Source organism: Embleya sp. NPDC059213 (assembly GCF_042754445.1).
Classification (GTDB): Bacteria; Actinomycetota; Actinomycetes; order Streptomycetales; family Streptomycetaceae; genus Embleya.
The window spans coordinates 39,998-63,928 of sequence record NZ_JBHZAV010000042.1; the positions used below are offsets into that span (position 1 = coordinate 39,998).

Annotated in this window: 24 protein-coding genes and 2 pseudogenes; 10 read left to right on the plus strand and 16 right to left on the minus strand. The window is 69.7% G+C overall.

Features of this window, described 5'->3' with window-relative positions; translation table 11 throughout:
• Nucleotides 1-7: 7 nt before the first annotated feature.
• From ACFXMF_RS17955 to ACFXMF_RS17965, 3 genes are read right to left on the minus strand one after another with little or no spacing between them, the layout of a single operon-like run.
• A complete protein-coding gene (locus ACFXMF_RS17955) occupies nt 8-565 on the minus strand; it encodes a hypothetical protein (RefSeq protein ID WP_379990106.1) in 558 nt (185 codons plus the stop codon).
• Complete coding sequence (locus ACFXMF_RS17960) at nt 562-3,027, minus strand: tyrosine-type recombinase/integrase (RefSeq protein ID WP_379990105.1); 2,466 nt, start codon at nt 3,025-3,027, stop codon at nt 562-564. The genes ACFXMF_RS17955 and ACFXMF_RS17960 overlap by 4 nt, the downstream gene beginning before the upstream one ends.
• Complete coding sequence (locus ACFXMF_RS17965; RefSeq protein ID WP_379990104.1) at nt 3,024-4,163, minus strand: tyrosine-type recombinase/integrase; 1,140 nt, start codon at nt 4,161-4,163, stop codon at nt 3,024-3,026. The genes ACFXMF_RS17960 and ACFXMF_RS17965 overlap by 4 nt, the downstream gene beginning before the upstream one ends.
• A gap of 553 nt (nt 4,164-4,716) precedes the next feature.
• Here ACFXMF_RS17965 and ACFXMF_RS17970 point away from each other — a divergent pair.
• Nucleotides 4,717-5,697 (plus strand): CehA/McbA family metallohydrolase, encoded by a 981-nt coding sequence (locus ACFXMF_RS17970; RefSeq protein ID WP_380020682.1) that lies wholly within the window; start codon nt 4,717-4,719, stop codon nt 5,695-5,697.
• A gap of 9 nt (nt 5,698-5,706) precedes the next feature.
• Here the strand turns inward: ACFXMF_RS17970 and ACFXMF_RS17975 are convergent.
• From ACFXMF_RS17975 to ACFXMF_RS17995, 5 genes and pseudogenes are all read right to left on the minus strand, one after another.
• A pseudogene (locus ACFXMF_RS17975) lies at nt 5,707-6,526 on the minus strand (IS5 family transposase).
• Between the two features lie 9 nt (nt 6,527-6,535).
• Nucleotides 6,536-6,886: a hypothetical protein gene (locus ACFXMF_RS17980; protein WP_379990103.1), complete on the minus strand. Its 351-nt coding sequence runs from the start codon at nt 6,884-6,886 to the stop codon at nt 6,536-6,538.
• Between the two features lie 16 nt (nt 6,887-6,902).
• Nucleotides 6,903-7,340 (minus strand): SgcJ/EcaC family oxidoreductase, encoded by a 438-nt coding sequence (locus ACFXMF_RS17985; protein ID WP_379990102.1) that lies wholly within the window; start codon nt 7,338-7,340, stop codon nt 6,903-6,905.
• Between the two features lie 27 nt (nt 7,341-7,367).
• Nucleotides 7,368-8,312, minus strand: a complete 945-nt coding sequence (locus ACFXMF_RS17990) for a helix-turn-helix domain-containing protein (protein ID WP_379990101.1) — start codon at nt 8,310-8,312, stop codon at nt 7,368-7,370.
• On the minus strand, nt 8,309-8,671 hold the full coding sequence (locus tag ACFXMF_RS17995) for a hypothetical protein (protein ID WP_379990100.1): 363 nt from the start codon (nt 8,669-8,671) through the stop codon (nt 8,309-8,311). The genes ACFXMF_RS17990 and ACFXMF_RS17995 overlap by 4 nt, the downstream gene beginning before the upstream one ends.
• Nucleotides 8,672-9,368: 697 nt before the next feature.
• On the opposite strand from ACFXMF_RS17995, the gene ACFXMF_RS18000 reads away from it, so the two are divergent.
• Nucleotides 9,369-9,533 carry a hypothetical protein gene (locus tag ACFXMF_RS18000; RefSeq protein ID WP_379990099.1) on the plus strand — a complete coding sequence of 55 codons (165 nt, stop codon included), beginning with the start codon at nt 9,369-9,371 and terminating at the stop codon, nt 9,531-9,533.
• Between the two features lie 38 nt (nt 9,534-9,571).
• Here the strand turns inward: ACFXMF_RS18000 and ACFXMF_RS18005 are convergent, their stop codons facing one another.
• The 3 genes from ACFXMF_RS18005 to ACFXMF_RS18015 are packed head-to-tail and all read right to left on the minus strand — an operon-like array spanning nt 9,572 to nt 10,345.
• Complete coding sequence (locus ACFXMF_RS18005; protein ID WP_379990098.1) at nt 9,572-9,823, minus strand: hypothetical protein; 252 nt, start codon at nt 9,821-9,823, stop codon at nt 9,572-9,574.
• Nucleotides 9,820-10,107, minus strand: coding sequence for a hypothetical protein (locus ACFXMF_RS18010; RefSeq protein WP_379990097.1), 288 nt, complete (start codon nt 10,105-10,107; stop codon nt 9,820-9,822). The genes ACFXMF_RS18005 and ACFXMF_RS18010 overlap by 4 nt, the downstream gene beginning before the upstream one ends.
• Complete coding sequence (locus tag ACFXMF_RS18015) at nt 10,100-10,345, minus strand: hypothetical protein (RefSeq protein WP_379990096.1); 246 nt, start codon at nt 10,343-10,345, stop codon at nt 10,100-10,102. Before ACFXMF_RS18015 ends, ACFXMF_RS18010 begins: the two co-directional genes overlap by 8 nt.
• Before the next feature lie 275 nt (nt 10,346-10,620).
• Between ACFXMF_RS18015 and ACFXMF_RS18020 the strand changes: the two genes are divergently transcribed.
• The 5 genes from ACFXMF_RS18020 (at nt 10,621) to ACFXMF_RS18040 (ending at nt 16,126) form a co-directional block, all read left to right on the plus strand.
• Nucleotides 10,621-10,953, plus strand: coding sequence for a hypothetical protein (locus ACFXMF_RS18020; protein WP_380020684.1), 333 nt, complete (start codon nt 10,621-10,623; stop codon nt 10,951-10,953).
• Between the two features lie 822 nt (nt 10,954-11,775).
• A complete protein-coding gene (locus ACFXMF_RS18025) occupies nt 11,776-12,804 on the plus strand; it encodes an integrase (RefSeq protein WP_379990094.1) in 1,029 nt (342 codons plus the stop codon).
• A 125-nt stretch (nt 12,805-12,929) separates the two neighbouring features.
• The gene (locus tag ACFXMF_RS18030) at nt 12,930-13,526 is read left to right on the plus strand and encodes a hypothetical protein (RefSeq protein WP_379990093.1); all 597 of its coding nucleotides are present in this window, start codon (nt 12,930-12,932) and stop codon (nt 13,524-13,526) included.
• Nucleotides 13,527-13,598: 72 nt separating this feature from the next.
• Nucleotides 13,599-15,554: a tyrosine-type recombinase/integrase gene (locus ACFXMF_RS18035; protein WP_379990092.1), complete on the plus strand. Its 1,956-nt coding sequence runs from the start codon at nt 13,599-13,601 to the stop codon at nt 15,552-15,554.
• Entirely contained in the window at nt 15,551-16,126 is a 576-nt protein-coding gene (locus ACFXMF_RS18040; RefSeq protein ID WP_379990091.1) for a DUF6262 family protein, read from the plus strand. Before ACFXMF_RS18035 ends, ACFXMF_RS18040 begins: the two co-directional genes overlap by 4 nt.
• Here the strand turns inward: ACFXMF_RS18040 and ACFXMF_RS18045 are convergent, their stop codons facing one another.
• Both ACFXMF_RS18045 and ACFXMF_RS18050 read right to left on the minus strand, forming a co-directional pair.
• Nucleotides 16,127-16,834 carry an IMP cyclohydrolase gene (locus ACFXMF_RS18045; RefSeq protein WP_380020686.1) on the minus strand — a complete coding sequence of 236 codons (708 nt, stop codon included), beginning with the start codon at nt 16,832-16,834 and terminating at the stop codon, nt 16,127-16,129. It lies immediately after the preceding gene.
• A 216-nt stretch (nt 16,835-17,050) separates the two neighbouring features.
• Nucleotides 17,051-17,784 (minus strand): annotated as a pseudogene (locus ACFXMF_RS18050) (transposase); the annotation flags it as partial.
• Between the two features lie 244 nt (nt 17,785-18,028).
• On the opposite strand from ACFXMF_RS18050, the gene ACFXMF_RS18055 reads away from it, so the two are divergent.
• Genes ACFXMF_RS18055 through ACFXMF_RS18065 form a run of 3 tightly spaced genes read left to right on the plus strand, consistent with a single transcriptional unit; the run spans nt 18,029 to nt 19,076 of the window.
• Entirely contained in the window at nt 18,029-18,475 is a 447-nt protein-coding gene (locus ACFXMF_RS18055; RefSeq protein WP_379990090.1) for a hypothetical protein, read from the plus strand.
• Entirely contained in the window at nt 18,472-18,828 is a 357-nt protein-coding gene (locus ACFXMF_RS18060; protein ID WP_379990089.1) for a hypothetical protein, read from the plus strand. Before ACFXMF_RS18055 ends, ACFXMF_RS18060 begins: the two co-directional genes overlap by 4 nt.
• The gene (locus tag ACFXMF_RS18065; RefSeq protein ID WP_379990088.1) at nt 18,825-19,076 is read left to right on the plus strand and encodes a hypothetical protein; all 252 of its coding nucleotides are present in this window, start codon (nt 18,825-18,827) and stop codon (nt 19,074-19,076) included. The genes ACFXMF_RS18060 and ACFXMF_RS18065 overlap by 4 nt, the downstream gene beginning before the upstream one ends.
• Here ACFXMF_RS18065 and ACFXMF_RS18070 read toward each other — a convergent pair.
• The 3 genes from ACFXMF_RS18070 to ACFXMF_RS18080 all read right to left on the minus strand — a co-directional run bounded on the left by ACFXMF_RS18070 (nt 19,063) and on the right by ACFXMF_RS18080 (nt 23,584).
• Nucleotides 19,063-19,653: a hypothetical protein gene (locus ACFXMF_RS18070; RefSeq protein ID WP_379990087.1), complete on the minus strand. Its 591-nt coding sequence runs from the start codon at nt 19,651-19,653 to the stop codon at nt 19,063-19,065. The genes ACFXMF_RS18065 and ACFXMF_RS18070 overlap by 14 nt on opposite strands.
• A 164-nt stretch (nt 19,654-19,817) precedes the next feature.
• Nucleotides 19,818-22,922 carry a Helicase associated domain protein gene (locus ACFXMF_RS18075; protein WP_379989004.1) on the minus strand — a complete coding sequence of 1,035 codons (3,105 nt, stop codon included), beginning with the start codon at nt 22,920-22,922 and terminating at the stop codon, nt 19,818-19,820.
• 212 nt (nt 22,923-23,134) lie between these two features.
• On the minus strand, nt 23,135-23,584 hold the full coding sequence (locus tag ACFXMF_RS18080) for a hypothetical protein (protein WP_379989005.1): 450 nt from the start codon (nt 23,582-23,584) through the stop codon (nt 23,135-23,137).
• Nucleotides 23,585-23,931 lie beyond the last annotated feature (347 nt).

Here is a 23,931-nt window from a genome sequence, read left to right on the forward strand (position 1 = left end):
GCGGAGACTACGAGTTGTCCAGTCCTCTCACTCGGTTGAGCTGGGCCATCAGCTCGCGGTTTGCGGTGCGAGCGGCGGAGAGGTCGTCACCCTGGTTCTGGAGGTTGAGCTCCAGGTCGACAACCTGCTGTTCGAGGCCGGTGATCCTGGCCTTGACCTGTTCGGCGTCGTCGGGGCCGCCGATGCCGACTTCCTGCCAGACCTGTTCGCCGAGCACCTCGCCGAGGCGGGCTTCGAGGGCGCGGACCCGGGCGGCCAGGCGCGCGGTGCGGGCATCGGCCGCCAGCAGGTCGGCCTTCAGCGACGCCCGGCTGACCGCCGGCCCACGGCCGCCGGGAATCGCGGGCGGTTCGGCGGCTTGGGCGTGGATCTGGGCGAGGAGGTCGCGGTGGCGGTAGAGAAAGGTGCGGTCGACGCCGGCCCGGCGGGCGATGCCGACGACGCTCGTTGGCGTTCCGTCCTTCGCCGTGTCGGCCAGGGCAGCCAGGACGCGCTGGCGGCGGCGGCCGGTGTCGGCCCGACGGCCGTCCAGCATGGCCTGGATGGTGGGGTCGGGCGGGCTCATGCGGGTCGCTCCGGTCGAAGGTCGGGCTGGGTCTGGCGGACCCGGGGAATGCCGAGGAAGCCCTGACGGGCCTTGCGGACGATGGCCGAAGCCTGCTGAATCTCGGCGCGCTCCGCATCGGTGAGCCGGTCGACGTCTTCGGTGACGCGCCGGATCAGCCGGCGGACCCGGCGGATCTCCTCCTCCGAGGGCATCGCCTCGGCGCGGGCCCAGTCGTCGGCTGCCGCCATGGCCAGCAGCTTCTCCCGGGTGCGGAGCAGGTCGTCGAGGTAGGCGTGGAGTTCGGGGAGGAGGTAGGAGACGTCGGTGCCGTAGTGGTCGCAGCCCATGCAGCGGAACCGCAGCGGGCAGGCCCCGCCACCGGCGGCGACGTTGGACGGCTCGGAGCAGGTGCCGAACGGGACGTGGACCTCGCCGATCGCCCGGCGGGTGCGCTCGGCGTCCAGCACGGTGGTCACCGCGCCCCAGACGCGGGTGCCGTGCCGGTCGAACTGCATGGTGGTGACCCGGTCGACGGCTTCGCGCAGGCGTACTTCCTTCACCCGGTAGTAGACCCGGGTCGACTCCAGGCTGTCGTGGTCCATCAGCTCGGCCAGGACGTCGACGGCGACTCCGGCGTCCGCGTGGCGCTGGGCGAAGGAGTGCCGGTAGGCGTAGGGGAAGATCTTCTCCTTGTCGAAGACCGTGCCGTCGTCGAGTCGGAACTCCGGCAGTGCCTCCACCCACTCGCGGTGCAGTGCGCTGAGGTGGGTGGAATTCACCGCCTTGTCGCCGCGCAGGTTCAGCACGAGTGTCGGCAGCAACACCAGCTTCGACGGCGGCTGGCCCGGGAAGCGGTCGCGCACCCGTTCCTGCTGATCGAGGATCAGCTTCGCGGTCGGCTCGTGAATGGGCAGCTGACGCCGGATGCGCTGTTCCTTCAGGTTGTCGTAGAGCAGGACCGGCCTGCCCTGTCCGTCGCGGGTCAGGCAGTCGAGCCCCAACCGGCAGACCTCGTCCGGGCGCCGGCCGGTGTCCATGATCAGCTCGACCGCGACCCGCAGTTCGCGGCAGGTCATGTCCTCGAACAGGTTGAGGCGCGCGCAGAGTTGCCGCAACACTTCGGCAGGCAGGTCCTGGCCTTCCTCAGGTGGTTCCGGGGCCTTGGGCACGTCGTAGCGGGTGATGGTGAAGTCGTCCGGCAGGCCGGCCATCGGCTGGCCGGGGCGGGTCAGGCCGAGGGCCCGGGCGTCCCGCAGGACGTTGCGTGCCATGCGGACGTAGGTGCGCCGGGTGTTGCCGGTCATCCGGCCGTTGGCTTCCAGAAACGACATCCGGTTCAGGAAGTTCTCGATGTCGGAGCGGCCGAGCTCGGCCCGGTCGGCGCCGCCGTCGGGGCGGGCCCGCAGGGTGTCGGAGAGCTTGGCCAGGCCGTGCAGGTGGTTCTGGGCATGGGAGGCGGAGCTGCGCGAGCGGACCCGGGAGAGGTAGTCGCGCGCCCACCGTTTGGCGCTCTCACGCATCCAGGTCTGATGGATCACCGTGAACACGAGCGTGCCGCGGTGGCCGAAGGCCACCAGGTCCCACTCGTCCTTGGCGTACTCGCCCTCGGGCGTCTTCACCGCCCGGGTCGCGTAGACGCGGAGCCGGTTCAGCAGGATCAGAGCAGCGGAGTTCGCCGCAGGCGACGGAACGTCCTCCAGCCGCCTGGCCTGCGAGGGCCGGATCGTCCGGTCGATCAGCGCGCGGAAGTTGCCGATGTCGGTGCGGGCGCCGCGGTGGCAGCGGTGCTGGAGCCCGAACAGCAGTTGGGCGACGACGAGGTCGGGCAGACTGCGAAAGCTGACCTCGGCGGCGAAACCGACCGACGGCGCGATCCGCAACCACTCCGCCTCGTCGAACCCGGCGTTCTTGCGCAGGCTCTGCGCGTGCACCTCGTGAGCCCGACACAGCCGGGTACCCGTTGCGCTGACCGCCTGGCGGTTGCAGGCCAACGCCGAGCAGTCGCCCAGCCCGGGAAGGCCCTTCACCGCAGGGTCGGCCAGGAACACCTCCAACGTCCCGCCGTGTTTCTGCAGTTGCCACCAGTGCGTCCGGCACACCGGGCGACCAGCCGAGTCCGTCCACGGCCGCTCGCAGCTGGCCACCCGGCAGTTGCCCACCCCCAGGTAGGAGGCGGTGCGCGGGGTCCGGACGAACTCCTCGTAGGGCACCGTGGACTTGCGGTGCCGGGAGTTGCAGGTGCTGCAGAGCTGGTGGCCCTTTGCCGGTGAGAGGCAGCCCGGCACCGGGCAGCGGCGGCCTCCCAGGGTGGGGTGGCCGATCGGCGGGTCCAGGACGCGGCGCTCGGTGCCCCAGCCGGCCTCGGCCAGGAACTCCTCGCTGATCATCGGCCACAGGAAGGCGGCCAACTCGGCATCCGCCGCGTCCGGCCCTGGGACCGGTCCGTCCGGCACGGTCACCGGCGCGAGAAAGGTCGTCACCGGGCCCCTCCGCCGAGCTCGCGCGGCGTGGGCACCGCTTCCACCGCGGCCCGCAGCCGATCCGGTGCCGGTGTCAGGTACGGCTCCGCACTCGACAACCGGGCGTGGTCGAGCAGCGCGGCGATCTCGTCCTGGACGCCGCCCGCGTCGGCGACGTTGCTGCCCACCGCGCGGCGCAGCATCCGCGGCGTGACGATCCGCTCCAGCTTCGCCCGCCGGGAGAGCCGGCCGAGCAGCTCGGTGATGGCGTCGGCGGACATCGGCGCGCCGAGCGGCTCGGCGAACAGGTTCACCAGCACGAAGTCGCTGAGCGGGCCGTGCGGCAGCGCCATCCGCTCCAGCACGTACTGGTCGTAGGCCTGCACCAATAGGCGGTCGACCGGCTTCCACCGGCCCGGCGCCGCCGTCGTCTGCCGCTTCGCCCAGGCCTCGTTCGTGTTGTCCCGGCGCAGGGTGTGCAGGTGGGAGCCCTTCCTGGGGCAGCCGAGCGCGGAGGAGTCCGGCATGAAGTGCATGTCCTCCCGGCGCAGGCCCGCCGCCCCTCCCGGGCGCAGACCTGCCCGGCCCAGGAGCAGCACGATGAATCGGTCCCGGGCGTTGCGGGCGGCCAGGAACAGGGCGACGGTCTCGGCGTCGGTGGCCCGCTCGCCCTTCTTGCGCGGGACCTTGACCCGGTGGCGGGGCCGCATCCGGTAGCCGGTCAGCCCCTCGCCCCGGGCGTGCTCCGGCAGGTCCCAGGGCTCCGCGACCTCGTACAGCTGGGCCATGACGGCCGACGGCACCGCTTTTGCGGTGATGCCGTGGAGCAGGAACTGCCGCACGCCGGTCAGGACGTTCTCGATCCGCGCCGGTTCCCGCGCCGGTTCGGCGCCCGGTCCCGGGTGGACCAGCCCGCTACCGGCCGGCGGGTCGATACCGGTGATGTCCTTCGTGCCGAACTTCAGCCAGACGACGAACAGCGCCAGCTCCTCGGCCGCCGCCCGCCAGTCCCGGCCGGTCCGGGCGCACCAGCGCAGGTACAGCGCCACGTGCCCGGCATAGGTCCGGGTCGTCAGCTCCGCCTGGTCCTTGCCGAACCGCACGTGCCGCAGGAAGGCGTCCGCTTCCGGCACCACCGCGTAATTCTCATCGACCACAGTCCAGTACCGGACGCCGGACGGCAGCCTCACAGGAAAGGCCCTCAAGGGTGTCTCCTCCGATCTCGTCTGCAACATGCCGCAACGATCACGACAGCCCCAGAGATGCGGAGAAGAACCCCAGGTCACCCGATGCAGTGCATCGTCTCACCACACTCACGGACGGCCGGGAGAACCGCGAAAAGCACGCTCAAGGGCCGCCCCCGACGCAGGTATTCGACGACGGCCTCGTGGACGAAGGTCTTCGAGGACTGGCCGCGGCAGGAGTACAAGCCCACCCCCCAGGCCGAGGCGACCGGCCACAGGACGCCACCGACAGAATCACTTATCCCGCCAGTGTGGTGTGCCCTGCTCTCAGGGGGGAAGGGCCGTTCTTCCGGGTGAGGTAGCCGGGATGACGATCAGCGCCTGCAACTGTGGTGTTGCTCTCTTCCTGATCGTTTCAGAATGCGATCCGACATCTCGGCTGAGATGGCGCTCAGTGGTGCGACGGAACTGGTGGCTCTGGTTGTGCGTTGGCTCGACAGGACTATGGGGGAGAACCTTGTCGAACTTGAGCTTCCCGCCGACGCGGGCGGTCGGGCGCGGGGCGGCTTGGTACCGCGGGGACTGCCATGTCCACTCGGTTCACTCGGACGGGGAACTCACTCCTGAAGAGTTGGCCGTTGGGGGGCGCGCTGCCGGGCTCGACTTCATGGCGACGACGGAGCACAACTCGGCTGCGGAATCCGGTGCGTGGGGGCACCTGGCTACCGATGAATTCTTGATCATTCTTGGTGAGGAAGTGACCACGAAGACCGGGCACTGGCTGGCGCTCGGCATCAAACCCGGCGAGGTCATCGACTGGAACCACCAGGTCGGGGACGGGTTGATCGATCGGTGTCTGGATCAGGTCCGTCAAGTCGGAGGGCTGTGCGTGGCCGCACACCCGCATGCGCCCTATCCGTCGGGCGGCTTCATGTTTTCCTTCCGGGGCTTCGACGTGGTGGAGGTCTGGAACGGACTGTGGACTTCGGACCGACCTTGGAACGCTGACAACGAGGCAGCCTTGGCGGAGTGGGGGCGGAGCCTCGCAGCGGACATGCACACGGGATCGTGGCGGCCGGCGATGGGCAACAGCGATACGCACTGGGAAGGGCAGATCGGCATCCCGCACACCGTGGTCCATGCCGAGGAGCTGAACACCGAGGCGATCCTGGCCGGAATCCGTGCCGGCCGCAGTTGGATCGCCGAGTCGGCGGACGTGGACGTGACGTTCACTGCCAATGCCGATGGTCACGTTGTCGGGGTGGGAGAACAGCTCACGACTCATGGTGGGCAGGTCGAAGTGCGGGCGGCAGTGCGAGGCGTGCCGGTGGGCACTGTCAGCTTCCACACCGATGGAGGAAAGGTTCACCGGGTGTCTGTCCCCGGCGACGGGGCAGGTGTGGTGCGGTGGGACACGACGGCGGAGGAGTCAATGTTCGTCCGCATCGAGGTCCGCCATCACAACGGGGACGTCGCCGCACTCACCAATCCGATCATCCTCGTCTGACCACTTGCTTCACCGTACGGTGGGCAGGCGTCGGAGGCAGATGAGGGTGCAGGCCGGTTCGAGCAGGTCCTGATGGAGGTCGGCGCGCCGTTCGTAGTGGGTCCGGAGCCGTTTGAACCGGTGCAGCCAAGCAAAGGCCCTCTCTACCACCCATCGGACCTTGCCGAGCCCTGAGCCGTGGGCCACGCCACGTCGGGCGATCATCGGTCTGATGCCACGCTTCCACAGCAGGCGGCTGTACTTGTCGAAGTCGTGACCCCGGTCGGCATACAAGTGCCGCGGCTTGCGGCGAGGTCGCCCTCGCAGCCCCCGGATCGGCGGAACCGCGTCGAGCAGCGGCAGGAACTGGGTGACGTCGTGGCGGTTGCCGCCGGTGAGGGTGACTGCGAGCGGGGTTCCGTGTCGGTCGACTATCAGGTGGTGCTTGGAACCAGGACGGGCGCGGTCGACCGGCGAAGGGCCGACGTGATCCCCCCTTTGAGGGCCCGGACATGCGAGCCGTCAACAGCGCAGTGATCCACGTCCAGAAGGTCGGCGCGGCGCAACTCGGCCAGCAAGGCCGCGTGCAGGCGCGGCCAGACGCCGGCCTCGGTCCGGTTCCGAAGCCGGCGCCAGGCCGTCACCCCTGAGCAGGGCACTGTTTCGGCCGGGACATCACGCCACGCGACTCCGGGATCACCCGCCGATCCAGCAGCGCCACCGCCCCGGCAGCCGCCTCGGGCAACCCACCGACGTCGGCTACCGTGGGTCGTGGCCGATGATCTGTGCGACGTGGCCTCCGGCGAGGAGGCGGCACCCGCGCCGGCGACCTGGACGAGGTCGAGCTCACCGACGTGGACTACGTCGGGTTCGGCGTCCGCGGCTGAGCCACCGAGCCGCCGCCTTCGGCGAATTGTGACTGAGCGCTTCGGTTGGCCGGTGAGCGTTTGATCTGGCCGCTTGAGCCTTCCGCGTCGAACGCATGGCTGAGGTGGTCGGCGTAGGTGTCGAGCAGTGGCTTCATCTGCCGGTGGAGGGGCACTTTGTTCTGCTCGAGGAGCGGGGCCGTCTCGATGAGCAGGAGAAACGTGCCGAAACGAGCGGTTCGCGGCTTGCGGCCTGATTGGTGTCCGGCGCCGCCGACTGCGATTGATCGGGTGGCGCCGGGAGTCCCTTGGGCGACCGGGTCGACGATCTCGTGTACGTCCACCCGGGCATCGTGCCCCTTACTCGGCGGTGGCCCGGGCGTCCAGGGCCATCGCGGTTTCCAACGAGATCAAGCGCGCGTTCTGCAGCGTCGTGACCTCCCAACGGTCGTTCTGCCACACGACCGCGAGCAGCTGCATGAGGTAGCGGCTCGAGAGCGGCTCCTCCTCGCCCGGCATCACCAGGCCGACGCGGTGGTGCACCACACCCCAGCCCGGGCGGACGATCCGGGCGAACGGAACCTCGCTCCGCACCAGCCGGGAACCCTTCAGTACCGTGTCGAAGAGCGGCTGATTGAATGCGATTACCGACTCGGGTCCCTTGTGAATGGTTCCCTCGAAGTCCACGAGTTCGGCGTCATCCGCGAAATCGGCGACGAACGCCGCGGCGTCACCGCGGTTCCATCCCTCGTTCATTCGGGCCGGGATGGCGCTCATTGCCTCGACCGACTGTTCCATGTGATCGCCTTTCCGCATTCTCCGCTGTCAGTCACCATCCTCGGCAGCCCCGGTGGTGGACGCATTGATCATCTGTGCACGGTTGTTGGACGTGAGCGCCACCGCGTTGTATCCGTAGGTGGCCTTGAACAGCCGGCTGAAGTGCGCCGGATCGGCGAACCCCCAGTCGGCGGCGACGGCCGCGACGGTGCGGTCGGTCCCGGCCAGGTCCGCGCGGCACCGCTCCAGGCGCCGTCGGCGAATCAGGGCCGCCACCGTCAGAGGCTGGTCCTTGAAGAGCTTGTGCAGTCTGCGCACGGACATGTGGTGCGCCGCTGCCACTTTCGCCGGGGCGAGATCCCGGTCGGACAGCCTCGCCTCGATGAAGCCGACGATCCGGGTGCGCAATGCCTCGTCGGCGACCGGACGCGAATTGCCCAGTTGAGCCGAGAGCGCCACCGCGATCAACTCGATCACCGCGGCCGCCGACCTGTCCGCCTCGTCGGCGCGGAACCCGTCCAGGGATCGCGCCATGTCCCGCACGAGCGAGGACACCAGGGCCCCGGGGCCGCGGTCACCGCGAATACGCACTCCGGCCAGCCGGGCGGCGTCGTCCGGTCCGAGCCGCAGCGAGCGCCGCGGTACCAGCACGGTCACGTGCGTGGTCGCGGTGCCGGCGAACCGGACCGGCCGCACCGGGTCGATCAGGACCAGATCGGCGGGCCCGAGCACAGCGGTGCTGCCGCCCTGCTCGGCACGTACCCACCCCCGCGTCACCAGCTCGATCTGCCACAGCTCGCCGTCGGCGGCGCGGGCGGATCGCGCGTCCCGGAAGCACTCGCCCTCCGGGGTCACCAGCCGGGCCAGCCGTAGGGGCCCCAGCTCGCGGGTCATGACATCGGCGCGGAAGTCGTCGCCGACGTGCCGCCGGCCGCGGAGGGGCGGCAGGCCGCTTGTCGCGAGAGCCTCCAGAAAGGCATCAGCGCCGGTCATGCGACATCAGCACACGCAACGCGGTGCACGACGCCGTTGTCGTGGACACCGTCGCGGAACCGCGAGCCCCGAACCACGCCCTCGCGGCGCGGGCCCGCCTGCTCCGGCGTGCGCCGTTCGGCGATGCTCGGCACGTCCGACCACGCCTGGACCGGGTGGACCACCATCCGCAGGAGGACCAGGTGCATCAGCTCACGCTGCGCGAGGCTGCCGATTTCCGTCTTGCGGTACTCCGGGCGCTGCATGATTCCGATCATCACATCCCACCATCCGGAAGCCGCCGCGAGACCCGGCCTACCGGATCCGTCATCGGACAGATGGATCGTCGAATAGCGCCGGTATTCCGTGATCTGCGCCAACCTGCCTGCTGTAACGCTCAACCGGCCAACTGAAGCGCTCAGTCACAGCATTGTGGTCGGGTAGCCGGAGATCAGCAATGGTCTCCCGCTCCCCGACCACAGGCGGAGTCGGGCTGCGGGCACGAGGACGCGACTGCGGTGTCTACCGGCGTACGCCGACCGCGACTTGCGCCTGCGTGCCCCGGGGTGGTCATCCCCTGGGGCACGACGACGGGGCCCGCTGCACATAGGCGTCTCTCGACCCGATGACGAATCCGGGCGGGCGGGCTCCTCTTTTCCACCCGGCGGTGGACGCGTCGTCCCTCCAAGACCCCGGGAAGCCGCTCCCGAGCGGGTACCGCACGTGGTGCCGGCTCAGCACTACCACCTTGCCTTGGCCGTACCGTGGCCTCTTCCAACTCCGGATCCACCGTCCGCGCCGCCGTCCGGGTGACGGCCATCGGACGGCGGGGGGAGGGAGAGATTGACCGCCTCCGCGGCGAGAAGCCGGCCCCGGAGTTCCGGGTGGTTCGAGACCGAGAAAATTCCCGGTCGCTTCATTCGCGACCGCGCTAGCCTTATTCCTCGTCGGCTCCTCACATGCAACTCGCTGTACAGGAACCCGCGATACGCCCCTCCGGCAGGAGGGTGGCCGAGGTGACGCGCCCCAACCTCGTCGACGTCCTTCACGCGATTCCCCGAGTGCCGCGAGGACGTCGTGCGGGCATGGCCCCGATCCCTGGACGACGGCGCGGTTCTCGAACGTGCCGATCGGGCCGCGCTGTTCACGGTGTGTCGGGAGTTGGTGGCCGAGGTTCTCGCGCACGAGGCCCGCAACCTCGACGCAGGAGCTACCGAGGTGCCCGCGATGCCACATGGGTGACGCGGGCACGACGACGGAGCTCCTCCGTGCCGTGGATGTCAGCCGAAGGGCGCGGTGACCTGCATGACGGTGACGACGACGACGTTGGGGCTGACTTCGTAGGTGACGAAGGCCCGGGCGATGGTGACTTCGCGGCGGTCGCGGTCTCCTCGGATGGCGCAGGAGCCGTGTCCGTAGGGGTCGCGGCCGATGGTGGCGTCGGCGGTGGTGACTATTTCGCGTCTGCGGGAATCGGAGAGTTTGGCGAGGGCGGCCTCGGCGGCGTTGGCGTACTGGACGCGGTAGCTCACGGGTCCTCCCCGTCGGGTGGCCGGACCGGATTGCCCAGGCCGTCGGTCACGCCGGTGTAGTCGCCCGCCCTGATGCGCGCGAGGTCCTCCTCGGATTCCTCGTGCGCCTCCGGAGGGAGGGCCCAGCCCAGGATCGCCCGACGGGCGAGGTGTTCGAGGGGGGTGGAGTACATCTCCTCGTCGAACGCGGCTCGCTGTTCCTCGGGCAGTGCCGCGCGGATGCCTCCCAGCGTCCCGGGCAGGACGACGGCCTCTCCTCGCACGACGTGGGTCCAGTCAGACATGGGCCCAGGATCGCACCACACCCCCGGTGATCGGTAGAAGACGGGAACGGCCGAACCGACGGCCGTTGGCAGCACCACGCAGCCGCGCGCGGGCGCGAGGGCGGCGGCTGCGGCAGCGATCCTCGTCCTCGATCCACAGCACCCCGTCGTAGTCGGTGTACGCCGGCCGGATCACCCCGTCCGCGATCACCGACTCGAAGACGACGTCCGGAACGAACTCCCGCGAGAACCACCCCACGCGAACCACCCTCCCGAGCCCCAACCGAAAGCCCGGATACACGAGTGCCGGACTGTCAGGAGGTTCAGCACAGGCTAGAGGAGCCGCCAACGGCGATACACACACGCCATGCCGCCCGCAGGACGTTCCCGATCACCGGATGCACGCTCGGGGATGGGACCGTGATGCAGTTCCGTACAGCTTCCTCGTCTTCGAACAGGTTTGGGACTCCCGGTGAGACGATCGATATTTTCGAACCGAGGCATTTCAAAGTTCATCTTCCCGAGTAGGCATTCGTGAATGTAAACGTGATCGTCCGAGAATTGTTGATCGAGGGGTTGGATGATTGGCTCCCCGTCGATCGACTTCTCGATGTGGTGAGAGATTCTGTGAAGTTTGAAGCGGAGGACTTTCGCGGAAATGCAATGGCGGTCCTCAAAGTGCTGCTACAACAGGGGTTGATGCAGGTGGGAGATCTCGGAGAGGATGGGTTCGAGGCGTGGTCGGGTACGGTCGAATCCATCCTGGATAGGCTGTCCGCCGGTCTTGACCATTTCGATTGGGCCCCCCTCGGCGCGTTTTGCTGGATCGCAAACACGCCTCGGGGGAGTAAGCGGGCTATGAGCTGAGACCGCATGCCGTAGGAGGAAGGCGAATCCCGTGACACTCTCCGAGTTCGCGGCATGCCCGTCGTGCCCGGTGCCCGCCTGCTCCACGACGCGGTGCGCCCCGGGAACCGCCCGACCCGCCGCGCTGTCCCCGCGTCCACGACTTCTTCGCCTCCCGCCGCGGGCGGGCCCTGCGGCGGGGCGGACCTCGCGCAGGAGCGCCGCGAGGGCGTCGGCGAGGTCGGCTTCGTGCCGCTCACGGTCCCCGCGTCGTTCGACGTTCTCCCTCACGTGCCTCCACGCGTGGACGTCGAACGGGGCGTTCGCGTGGTCGCGGTGGATCCACGGCACCTCGGCGAACTTTCCGCCGGGCAATCGGATCCACACCCGGCGGCCGTCGTGGGGGTCGCGGTGCACCTCCCACCTGCCCTGCCGCGCGACCGCTCCCGAGGACCGTCCCCGACACGCCCCCAGGACCGGATGGTCACAGGTGCGGTGGTCGATACGGATCCCGCGGTCGGTGACCCGATGCCACCGCACCGGCAGCAACTCCACATAATCCCGTCCGGCGAGCGGCACCGGCACATACCCGCACGCCCCCACCAGCGCGCCCCACATCTCGTTCGGCGCCGGCGCCGCCCCGGCCGTCATCGGATGCCGCAGCCCCTCGTGGGGCCGGCCCTGCCACCCGCATTTACCGACCGTGATTTGTGCTGTTCGTGATGTCCGTCCGAGCCTGTGGCGTGGACGTCACGGGCTCGTTTACCGACCGGGTTCAGGACGTTCGTCATGTTCTGGAGTCGGTACGGAGGACGAGTGGTACGGCAGCTTGTTGTTGGGGACTTGAGAGTCCAGCGGATCGAGCGGAAGGGCGGGCGGAGGTCGTGGACCATCGTCTGGCCGGAGGGCACGCTCCACGCCGAGGCAGACCGGTTCCTGCGCATCCATGACGGCTCGGGCACGCAGAAGACGTACGCGTACTACCTGGTGGACCATCTGCGGTGGCTGGAGCGTGAGTGCCTGGACTTCGTGACAGTCCAACTGCGCGACCTGGAACGGTACATGGGCATCGTCGGTGCTGAGGTCCATATGCCGCTCGGGGAGCCGTGGCGGGTGGGCAAGCGTCCGTACGGCCGGTCCGCGCTGTCGATATCGGCGTCCTGTCTGAAGGGCTTCTACCTGCACCAGGCGTCCCTCGGTGTCAACGTGGACCTCGGTGAGAAGCTCGACGGCACGCGGCTGCCGTCGCGGGTGGACCGTCGCCGTTCGTTGCTCGGGCACGTGAAGACCGCGCTGCCGGCGAACCCGCTCGTGCCGAAGGGGCCGCACCGCAGGCACCCGAAGATGCTGCCCGACGGGTCCAGGGAGAAGCTGCTGAAGGCGGTGAATTCGGCCCGGGACCGGATGATGGTGACCTGGCTGGCCGACGGCGGGCTCCGGGTCGGCGAGATGTGCGGGCTGCACCTGGTCGACCTGCACCTGCGGGAGAACGCGGCCTGCAACGAGTGCCGCAGCCCTCACCTGCACGTCTGCCACCGTCCCGGCAACCCCAACCGGGCCGAGGCCAAGACCAAGCACTCCTGGCAGGTCGAGCACGGCACGGTCACCGGCGGGCTGATCAAGCGGGTCAGCCCGGAGATGGTGCACACCTACTTCGAGTACCTCACCAGCGAGTACCCGCGCGGGGCCGGACACGGCATCCTCCTGGTCCAGCTGCACGGCGCCCGCGTCGGGCAGCCGTGGGCGCCGGTCGGGGCCCGGCGGATGCTCGGCCGGGCCGGGAAACGCGCCGGGCTCGGGCTGGTGAACCCCACGCCTTCCGACACACGTTCACCTCCGCGGTCCTCGACGCCGCCGACGGCAATCTGCTGATAGCCCGGGACGCCGGCGGCTGGGCCTCGGCCGCCACGGTCGACGAGGTCTACGGCCACCTCGACCTCCATGACCCCGCGTTCGACGCCGCCCTGCGCACTGTCTGGGGGTGAGCCGAAGTGACCGTGACAACCCTGCTGCCACAGCCGGATACCCGCACGGGCAGGGACCGGCTGGAGGTCCTCACCGCACTCATCAGCGCCCCGTTGTTCGACCCGCTGTTCCGCCCGGACATCATCAAGGTCCCACCGAACCACCCGGTCTACCGGTGGAATTGCCTCTGCGCTGACTGCGACCGGTCCACGATGGGCCACGGCGATCTGTGCTCATCCCACGAGATGCTCTGGCGCGACCACCGCGACCGGGGAAGAACGCGAGCCGAGTTCCTCCGCACCGCGGCGCCCGTCGGTCTCGGAGATGGCGTGGAGCAACGGACCTGTGGGATCCGCCCCGAGCGCCCGGCCCGACATCTCACACTGGAGCTCTGCCACTATCACGAGTTCCGTTGGTACAACCACCGCGGCCGCCGCGGGGGCGATGCCGACTTCGACGCCTGGCTCCTCGACCGGCGACCCCTTCCTGGCTTCGGCAGTTGCCGGGTCCATGTCTGCCCGGAGCTGGCGGACTCCCCGCTCGGGCTGTGCTTCCGGCACGAGCGCCGCTACCGCAGGCACGGCAGGCCGGGCGGAGCGACCCTGCCCTCGCAGTGGGGCACCCGCTAGGGACGCCGCGGGCTGGTCGCGCCGGTCAGCTACGAGGACGAGCACGCCTTCGAGCGCTGGTGCGCGAGTGCCGTGGCAGTGCTCCGGCCCGCGCAGGTCAACCTCCGGGGGCTGCATCCGCAGCTGCGGGCCGAGATCAAGTGGGGCATGTTCACCTACACCCAAAAGGCGCACGGCCGCTGGGAATTGGTCACCTGGCAGGGCTTGGCGAACTTCGCCCGCGAGCACCGTCTCCGGTCGCTGACAGACGCGGGCCCCGAGGAGGAACGGCTTCTGCAGAAGGCGGTCAGCCGCGAGGCGGTCCACATCCTGCGGGCCGTGACCGGCTGGCTGCACCCTCTCTATGTGACGCCGGCCGAGACGCGCGAGCTCGGATACATCCTCACCGAGCACTTCGGGCGGAAGCTCACCGGCCGCTCGGTCCGCATGGACCTCACCGGCGTCTCCCAGCGATGGCTGCGCGACCTGATCTGGGACCACCTGGTCGCGATCCTGCGCTCTCCGAGCTGTCCGCGCAGCGGAGGCACTTTCGACGACATGCGCCGAGCCGGTCTGGAGCTGAGCACCTTCCTGGAACTCCACGCTCCCGCCGGCGGCCACGACCCGCGGGCACTGACGGCCGAGCACATGCACCAGTTCGTCGCCGACCAGCGGCAACGCGAGCGGGACGGTCTCGTCTCGCTGGCGGCCAGAGGCGTCCATGGCAAGCCGTCAATCGTGACCGCCAACACCCGACAGCGCGTCTTCCACCGCACCCGGCGGCTCCTGCGCGGGGCACTGGAATCGGGAGAGGCCGAACGACTCGGCCTGGACCGGGCCTTCATCGCCGCCATGCCCGCCCCGGGACGGTCGGTCAGCCGCCTCGGCAGCCCTTCGCCGACGGTGTCGCCCGCGCGCTCGCTGACGAGACCAACCTGCTCAGGCTCGCAGGGACCTACGACCCGCTCGACCGCGGCCTGCGGGACGCCTGGGAGACGATCATCGTCACTGGCCGCCGCTGCGGAGAGATCCTCCAGCTCCGCCTGGAGTGCCTCGGCCGCTACGGCGGACTCCCGATGCTTTGGCACGACCAGACCAAAGTCGGCAACTACGACCAGGCCCTACGGATCCCCGAGCGAGTCCACCAACTTCTGGAAGCTCGCCAGCGCAAGACCCCGACCCTGTTCGAGGGCCCGGAACAACCGGCCGCCCACCGCCGAGGAACGCACCAGGATGGCGCTGTTCCCTACGAACATCCGCAACCGCGACGGACGTCGGCCGCTGTCCTACAAGTGGTTCCACAAGGGCTTCAAGCTCTGGATCGACGAGCTCGACATCGGCCGCTGGGTCCCCCACCAGGCCCGGCACTCGCTGGTGACCAGCCTGCTGAGAGCCGGGGCGACCCTGACCCACGTCCGCCGATACCTCGGCCACGTCTCCGAACGGATGGCCGAGCACTACGTCCACCTGACCCAGTCTGACCTCGAAGACGTCCTCCAACACGTCTGGGTCGCCGGTTCCGGAACCGCCAGCCCGGGCGAAATCCTCACCGAGGCGACCACCCCGCTCACCCGCGAGCAGGCTCAGGCCCTCGCCATCGATCTGTCCCGCCGCAGCACACCCGCCGAAGGCGGCTTCTGTACCTTCCAGCCGGTCGTCGACGGCGGCGCCTGCCCCTGGAACCTGGACTGCCGCAACTGCGACAAGTTCGTCCTGTCCGGCGCCGACCTCCTCTACTGGCGGCGCAAGCGCGAGCAGTGGCGGCTGCTGGCCGAGGGCGCCCCCGACGACGCCACCGCCGACTACCTCCACCGCTACTTCGAGCCCACCGCCCGCGCCATCGACGGCTTGGAGAAGGCCCTGGCCGGCCTCGGCCTCCTCGATGACGCCCTCGCCCTGGACCTGCGCAAACCCCAGGACTACTTCCACCGCGTCTGGTCCACCGCCTTCCGCGCCGCGGACCTCGCCGACGCGGGCACCGAGGAAGAGAACGAGTACAGCAATACGTGCACAGCCGAGGACACCGGCCCCGAACAGGACGTCGCATGAACACCGTCCCCGAACCCCGCACCGCCGCTGCCCTGGCAGCCCGCCGCAGCAAGACCGACTCGGCCCTCCTGCGGGTCCGCGAGTCCATCGCCCGGCTCCAACGCGAGAAGGCCCAGGTCAGCGTCGCCGCTGTCGCCCGGCGGGCGAACGTCTCACGCACCTTCCTCTATGCCAACCCCGAAGCCCGGGCCGCCATCGCCACGGCCATAGCCGAGGCAGGTGACCGTCGGACCCGGATGCTCGTCGAACAGGACGACGAGTGCGAGGCAACCTGGCGCGAGCGCGCACTGAACGCCGAGGAAGCCCTCAAGGCCGCCCGGACCGAGGTCCTCACCCAGCGGACCCGAATCGGCGAACTCCTCGGCCAGATAAGGGACTTGGAAGCCGAGTCGACCGAGGAGGCCATCCAGCGGATCACCACCGAGAACACCACCCTCAAGCAGCGAGTCCGCCAGCTCACGACCGACAATCGCACCCTTGACGAGCGGCTCAAGGCGGCCCGTTCTAACCTGCGCTTCCAGGACCGCCGCGTCGCCGACCTCGAATCCCAGATCGCCCCATCCACCGGGTAATCACACCTGGGCATCCACCGCGTGGCGGATGGCGGCGTCGGCCAGCCGTCCGGGCTCGAAGACCGCCGCCGCCACGCGGAACTCCGGGGCCAGCGCGCCCCACAGCTCCTCCAGGAGTTCGTTCTGATCGGCCGCTTCGGTCCACGCTTCGAGGAACGGCTCACCAGTCGCGACACGGTCCCCGTCGGAGCGGTACGTCGTCATCAGCACGGCATCCCCCGGGGCCAGATCGCGAACCGTGAGCATCAATACATCAGCAGCAGCCCGCCCACCTCGGCTTCGGCGCGCGGCACCGAACCAGGTATCCCGCCCCCCACGCAGATCAGCGGCCACGGTGATCCGGGGCGTGAAGATCGGCGGGTCGGGCTCGTACTCCAGACCCCCCAGCGCCTCGGCCGGGGTCCGGCCCGCCTGGAGGAGGTCCGACACCACGGCAACCTGCTCGCCGTTGCCGAAGACGAGCCAACCGTCCCGCTCGCGAGCCGCAACATAGTGCCGCAGCGGATCGTGCCCGGACTCGCCGGTCGGCGAGACGATCAGCTCACCATCGCCTCGGCGCAGAGCACGGGCCTGCGAGGCGACACTGCGGCCGGTCAGGAAATAGCCGCCGCACAGCGCACCGCCCAGGGTCCTCACCCACAGCACACCCCGTCCTGGATAGCGGTTCCCCGCCACAACCTCATGCACCTGATCCACCGGGCTGCACACTCCTTTGCTGATCGGACCAAAACGCAGACCCCTGCGCGCCGACCATCCAACCGCAGCCCAACCGGCCAGCGATCACCACACCCTCCAGCAGCCGTTCCATGGCGTTCTGACAGCCGCTTCGACGATTGGTCGCCAACCGTGGTGAGCCAGCGTCACGGACATGTAGTCTATGAGTCGTCGCAGTTCAGAGCCGGTGCACGAGCTCCTGCGGTCGGTAAACCCACAGACGATCCATTCGTCGAGGAAGTCCTGCAACTGCGCAACCCTCCGGCACGCTTCGTCCGCCACGTCCCGCCCGCGTACCAGGACATGGGAGCCGGTGCGGTCGGCCACGTGTTGGCACAACAGTGTGTTGATCGCGCCGAACGTCCGTTCCACCACGGCCTTCGCGGTCGGCCTGCGCGGCGGCGCGGGCTGCACACTGATCCCCAACGTCTCACACGCGGCCACGAAACTCTTCGAGACGAACACCTTCCCCCGGTCCACGACGATCGTCTCGGGCACCACGACCGGCCGCGCAGCCGCACCCTCCAACCGCTCGTGCGACGACGACAACCGCTCATACGGCACCGCCGCCACCGACAACCCCAACGCCGCGGGCCATGTGGGCCGGGCGGAATGCGGCACCGCCATCTCCGCCAACAACAACGCCGCATCCACCGCCTTCGTACCCGCCGGACACAACACCGCCGCCAGGATCGACCGCGTCGCCACATCCACCGCGATCGTCAGTTCGGGACGTCCCAGCGTGCCGTCCTCCAGGACCGCCGACACATCCAGGCGCGTGGTGTCGATCTGCACCTGTTCCCCCGGCCGCACCACCCCCGACGGACGACCGACCGGCCCCCACCGGTGGCCGTCCTCGCCGTGCTCCCGCACCGCTCACCAGGATCGGCCAACGCGTTCACCAGCCGATGGAACGTCGCGGGCGGCGGCAACACCGGCACGCCCGGGCAGAGGTGTCCATGGTCCTCACGTGAAGGCCTGTGTGTGTGCCTGCCGATGTCCGGGCCGTGAACCGCCCGCGCGTCGGTCGCCGTTTGAAGGGCGTGGCGGGACGATGGGCCGATCCGAGGCCGGACGCGAAGGTCACCGGACGTGTGGTCCGGACGCCGGGGTTTGCAGGGCTCGATGTGGCGCATCTAGGATTGTGATCGATCCGAGGGAGTTTGACATGAGACGGGAGACGACGTCATGCCGGACGCCACCGCCACCCACGCCCATGCGGCCTTCGAGACCGTCGACGCTCTTGAGGACGGTGCGCGTGAGCGTCTGGTGTGGATGGACGTCGCCGTGTGGCGTCGGGCCCGCGCCCGCGCGGCCGGCGATGCCCTGGATCTGACGCCGGTGCTCGAGGCCCTCCTGCACGCCTACGCCGACGGGCGGGTGACGATCTCCCCACCCCCGGGCAGGACCCTGGGCCCCACCCGCGACGGCACCGCCCGCACCGGCTGCCGTACCGGCCCGCTGTCGCAGGCGGCGTGGTCACGCGCCGACCACCACCGCGCCGCGGCGGGCGTGAAGTCCATGCCCGTGCTGTGCGAACTACTCCTCGGTGGCTACGTCGACGGACACCTGATCACCTCGCTGACCGCGACCGGCCACGTACCCCCCGCCCACCGAGAGGACGACGCGGCATGAGCGAGCCCACCACACCCCTGCCGAACGGCGCACGCCTGCCCCGCCCGGAACGCACTCCCGACGCGCTGCGCGTGGCCTTGGCCCGCGTCGCACCGCATCGCCTGCCCGAGATGGAACGCCAGAAGAACGAGGCCTTCCAACTCGCCGCGCAGACCGCACACCTGGGACCGATCCAGGGCTGGCTGACGGTGTGGGCCGGCGAGGTGGAAGTCGAACGTCGCCCCGACCTCTTCGCCCGCCGCCACACGGCCGAACAAACCTTGCAAACCCTGCAACGCCACGACCCCGCCTGGCAGGCCGCCCGCGCGGAACTCCTCGCCGTCCTCGCCGAGGCCCGCGAGGCCACCGCGTGACCTGGGCCTGGGAGTACGAACCGGACGAGCCGTACGTGACCGCCGACGCCCCGCCGGTCCTGATCGTCCAGGTCGAGGACAAGGCCGCCGAACTCGTCCGCGCCGCCGAAGCGCTCTACCTCCACGGCGAGACCTACGAGGGAATATCACCCCAGGGCGGCACGGCCCTGGTCGCGAACGGCATGTTCGTCTACCAGGTCGTCCCCCGCCACCAACGCGTCTACATCCTCCAAATCACCGCCTGGTGACGCCCACCGCCCTCGATCCCGCTGCGAACCTCACCCCACCGAACACGAACCCCCGGGCCGACACCACCCCTTGCCGCCGCGTGCCGGGTTCGGTGAGGAGCCGCACCCACTCCTCGCTCAACGAACTCCGCCTGATGCGTGGGCGGGATCGCGGCGCGTTGGCAGCGCGTCGCCAGGCCGAGGTCCATTCCCGGGTTCGGCCCGTGATCGTGTCGGCGTCACGCCCGGCGGGCCGCCCACAACCTTCCGGATACAGGTCGTTCTCGAGTTCGGCATACTGCTCCGGGGACAGGGCGGGTGTGAATCCGGTGGGAAAGCGGTGCATGAGCGGGTGGGCCTCGAGGTTCTCCGGACCGTGTACGGAGCAGACCAACTCGACGAGATGCTCGCCCTCGCCGCACCCGCCCCGGGCGTAGGTGCGGTCGTGGGTGAGACACACCTGCACGAACCAGCCGCACACGTCCGTCTCCGACGGCTCGTGGAACGACGGATCCCGCACGATCTCGATCACGACGTCCTGGATGTCGAGACGGGGTATCCGCCGAGGATCACGCCACAGCAGTCGCGGAGGGAGCATGCCGTCATGATCGCGCACGGCGCCAGGACACCCCGACCTTTTCGATCCCGACGGTCACGGGCACCCTCGACGAACCCTCCACCCTCGATTTCACCGGAACCTCACTGCGAATCTCACCCCCACCGAACCCGAGTCCTCGACGGACCCCGACTCGACGCCGCGCCTCACCAGCGCATGCCGAGTTCGGTGAGCAGCCGCACCCGCTCCTCGCTCATCGAACTTCGACGGGTGCGTTGGTTGTTGACCCACTTGCCAAGCCGCACGTCGACGACCCCGCCGCCCTCGCCCTCGCCCGCGCCGCCCTCGGCCCCGGCCGCGGTCTCCGTCGTCACGGTCTCGACGTGCGCGCGGGGTACGTCGAGGTCCCCTTCGCGTTCGCGGTAGGCGACGGCTGCGGCGAACGCCGTCTCCCACGCGCCCCGCCCGCGCCTCGGCGCCGGGGCGGCCCCGGCGCCGTCCCCGCCCGCAACCGCACCGCCCTCCTCCACACCGTTTCCGGCACCGGCAACCCTCTCGCCGCCACCGTCCCCGCCACCGACGCCCACAGCCACCGCCACGCTTTCGGGGCCCGTGTCGCCATCCACTGCCACGCCACCTTCACCCGCCGCCGCGCCGCCACCGTCCCCCGCGCCGCCGTCGTGTTCGGGTCGGATGCCGAGTTCGTCGAGCTGTTCGAGTTGTCCGGGCCCCAGTCGTGCCCGCACGTCCGCCTGCTGGTGTCGCTGCGCCCAGGTGCCGATGTCCCGCCCGCCGGCGACGTGTCCGGGTGTCAGCTCCTCCAAAACCCCGCCGCGCCCCAGGTACAGCCGCACTTCGTTGGCGGCCCTCTGCCATGCGGTGGTCCACCCTTCCGGCTTCCACCACGGGTCCAATTCCCGGAGCGCGGCTTCGCGTTCGGGGTGTGCGTCCAGGACGCCGTGGCGGCGTTGGTTGGCGAGCCATTGTCCGATGCGCACGCCGTCCTGGACGGCGTTCTGTGGTGCGGCGAGGTGCCCCACACGCTCGACATACCGTCGCGCGGTGGCGAGTCCGTCGTCGAAGGCGGCGTCGGGGTGGGACCAGACCATCCCGAGCATGACGAGCTTGCGCACCCGGTCCTTGTGCAGGCGTCCCGCGGCGTACTCGCGTCGTTGGACCGCGGCCCACCGCCCGACCGGATACTCGTGGTCGTGCCCGTCCCGCGTATCGAGCGGAATCCTCAAATGGCCGTGCGTCCACAGGAACCGCCGCGCGGCGAGATACCCGCGAACCCAGTCGCGTTCGTCGGGATCGATGACCCGCAGCCGCACGAAGTCCGCGACGACCGCCGGGTCACGGGGGCTGGAGAACCGCAGGAACGGCCGCGTCTCCGCCTCCACACCCCCGCCCGGCACATCCGGACCCACCGACCCGACCACACCCTCCACGACCCCACCCACGCCCTCGACGGCCCCCTCACCGTCCACCACACCTGCGCCGCCCACCGCTGCCGCGCCGCCGCCCGTGTCGCCCGTGTCGTTGTCGGTCTCGTCCTCGGCGATCGCCCGTGCTGCGTCGTGTGCTCGGGCCTGGGGGACGGCGAGTGCTTCGACCGTCTCGGGTGCGTGGGCGCGGAGCGCCTCCAACACGGTGACGAGGTATCGGTGTCCGTCGGAGAGGAGCATGTCGTCGGGGTGTTCGTGGTCGTCGAGGAAGACGGGGACGATGATCGCGGCGACCTTGCCCTGCCCCGGTTTCTGCCGCAGGGCCCTGCCCAGGGCCTGGGTGATGTTCACGACGCTCGACATTTCGTCGAAGACGGCCACGGCGTCGACGGCCGGACAGTCGATGCCCTCCCCGAGGATTCGCACGTTCGACACCACGGACAGGTCACCCGGCGTGCCGGGTTCGGCGAACCGGCCCAAGACCCGTCGGCGGTGTTCGGCCGGGTGGTCCCCGTGCAGCCATTCGGCGCGCACGTCCGTGGGCGCCTGGTCCGGGAGTTCGGCCCGCAGCCGCCGGCCCACGTCGGGCAGTCCGAGCGCGAAGGCCCTGGCTTCGGCGACGCGGTGGTGGAAGGTGATGACGGTCCGCAGTCCGTTCTCTCGCGCGGTCTTCAGGAGTGCGGTCTGCAGCGAGGCGAGGCGTTTGCCGCGCCATGCCTCGACCAGTTTCGGCGCGTCCGGGCTCTCGTCGTCCAACGCCTTGAGCGCGTCGCGTCGGGCCTGGTTGAGCTCGGTGTCCCTGATGTCGGCCACCAGCACCACGAACCGTGCGAGCAGCCCGCGTCGGATGCTCTCGGCGAGTCCGAGGTGGAAGACCCTCGGGCCGTAGATGTCGATCGCGTCCATGGATACGGCGAGTTCCTCGGGGAGCGCGGGAACGCGCGGCAGCCGAGGCGCCCGAACCCGGAACGCGTCACCACCTTCATCTGATGACCCATCAGATGAAGCGGACATTTCACCCCCTTCATCGATCATCCCGGCTTGCATTTCCGGCGAGAAATACTCATCCTCCGGATCGACATCAAATGCGATGTCGTCCGGAATGGGCGGAAGCTCGATGTGAGGTCCGGTGTGAGATTCGACGAGGTGTTCCAGGCCGCCGCCCACGCCGTGCGCCCCGCCCCCCGAACCCACCTCGAACAGCGCCTCCTGGCCGCCCGCGCCGACTCCCGGACCCCCGCGCCGTTCGCTGCGCCGCCGCCTGCGCCGCCCCTTGAAGGACTCGTAGATCCGGGGTGTGGCGGTCATGTACAACCGCCGCTGCGCCGGGACGAGGGTGTTGTCGTGGATGTCGGTCCAACTCTTGTCGACGTGTCCGGCGGCTCTGTGCGCCTCGTCGCACAGCACCAGCCTCCACGCCGGAAGGGCGGGGATCCCGTAGGGCCCGGTGTGCGCGTGGATGATGCTGCCCAGCGAGGCATACGTGCCGAACACCGTGTACTGCACGTGCTGTTGGGCCCACAGGGCGAGGCTCGGTCCGCTGGTGGTGGCGCGCACGTTCGCTGCGCCGAGTGCGGTGTCGCCTTCGAGGGAGCAGACCGCGAGCATGGCCTCTTCGTGTCCGAGGGTGCGCCAGGCGGTGACGGTCTGGGTGAGCAGGTCGAGGGTGGGGACCAGGACGAGGGTGCCACCGGTGGGTGCGAGTCGCCTGGCGGTCTCGGCGGCGATCAGGGTCTTCCCGGTGCCGGTGGCGGACACCAGGAGTCCGCGGTTGCCCCCGGGCCGTACGGGCCCTTCCAGGCCGCGTACGGCGGCGTCGACGGCTTCGATCTGGTGCGGCCGAGGCCGTGGTGCGAAATTGCGCACCGGCCCTCCTCGTCATGCCTCGTGAATACCCGACGTGATACTCGCTTCACGTCAAAGTCTACCTGCGAAATTTTTGAGTCACATGAACCTCGAAGGCATCGAGTCACCCCGAACGAATGAAATCGTGGACGACGACGGTCACGCGTCGATCCGTCCGCCGAACCCGCGTCTCGCGTTCGAGGCGGGGGAGGGGTGCGGCTTGCCGTTCCGCCCTATTCCGGCACGCCAAGCTTTCCCAGTCGCGCGCGGATCGCGCTGGGTTGGCGGTCGAAGCGCCGGGCGAGCTCGTCCGGGCCGTGCCCGGCGGCGTGGAGTTCCAGGAGCAGTTGCTCGTCCTCGGGTGTCCACCGTTGGTAGGCGTTGGCGTGCCGTGTGCGGATCTCTTCCACGGAGTAGGCCTTGTCCGCGGTCTCGTCCACGTTCGACGCCGGCTTCCTCACGTTCGTGTCGGGGGCGGTGATCAGCTCCACCGAGCCCAGCGAGGCGGAGGGGAAGTCGCACACCTCGATTCCCTCCAGCCAGAACGTGGTGGTGCCGTCCTCGAAGGTCAACAGGTCCGCGTGGAGGTCGAGTTCGCGACAGGTGAGATCCGGGTCCGTGGGGTTGACGACGAACTCCTTGAAACGCAGACGGAATACCTGCCGGGGCATAGATGCGGTCATGACAAAACGATGCCGGCCCGACCCACCACCTCGGCAACCCCCGGCCTTGTCGCCGGCGCCCGCCGATCCGCGACGCGGATCGGTTGCTCCCCGCAACGCGGGGAGCCGACACTCCCGCACGTGAGGAACACCCCGAAACCGCAACCCACTTCGTGCTGCCGGCGGGCCGCAACGCGGCCCTGGTCCGAGCCGCAACGCGGATCGGACGCCTCCCGCAACGCGGGAGGCCTTCACTTCCCTCGATCCGCAACGCGGATCGAGCTCCCCGCAACGCGGGGAGCCTCGGTGGCGCAACGCGCCACCGCGAGCCGCAACGCGGCTCGCTTCACTCGCAAGCCGCGCAGCGG

Bases quoted from the DNA above. Each gene is read 5' to 3' on its own strand.
- ACFXMF_RS18060 (WP_379990089.1), top strand. From the start codon at position 18,472: ATGAGCGAGCCCACCACACCCCTGCCGAACGGCGCACGCCTGCCCCGC.
- ACFXMF_RS18055 (WP_379990090.1), top strand. From the start codon at position 18,029: ATGCCGGACGCCACCGCCACCCACGCCCATGCGGCCTTCGAGACCGTC.
- ACFXMF_RS17955 (WP_379990106.1), bottom strand. From the start codon at position 565: ATGAGCCCGCCCGACCCCACCATCCAGGCCATGCTGGACGGCCGTCGG.
- ACFXMF_RS18010 (WP_379990097.1), bottom strand. From the start codon at position 10,107: ATGTCTGACTGGACCCACGTCGTGCGAGGAGAGGCCGTCGTCCTGCCC.
- ACFXMF_RS17990 (WP_379990101.1), bottom strand. From the start codon at position 8,312: ATGACCGGCGCTGATGCCTTTCTGGAGGCTCTCGCGACAAGCGGCCTG.
- ACFXMF_RS17985 (WP_379990102.1), bottom strand. From the start codon at position 7,340: ATGGAACAGTCGGTCGAGGCAATGAGCGCCATCCCGGCCCGAATGAAC.
- ACFXMF_RS18080 (WP_379989005.1), bottom strand. From the start codon at position 23,584: ATGACCGCATCTATGCCCCGGCAGGTATTCCGTCTGCGTTTCAAGGAG.
- ACFXMF_RS18070 (WP_379990087.1), bottom strand. From the start codon at position 19,653: ATGCTCCCTCCGCGACTGCTGTGGCGTGATCCTCGGCGGATACCCCGT.
- ACFXMF_RS18040 (WP_379990091.1), top strand. From the start codon at position 15,551: ATGAACACCGTCCCCGAACCCCGCACCGCCGCTGCCCTGGCAGCCCGC.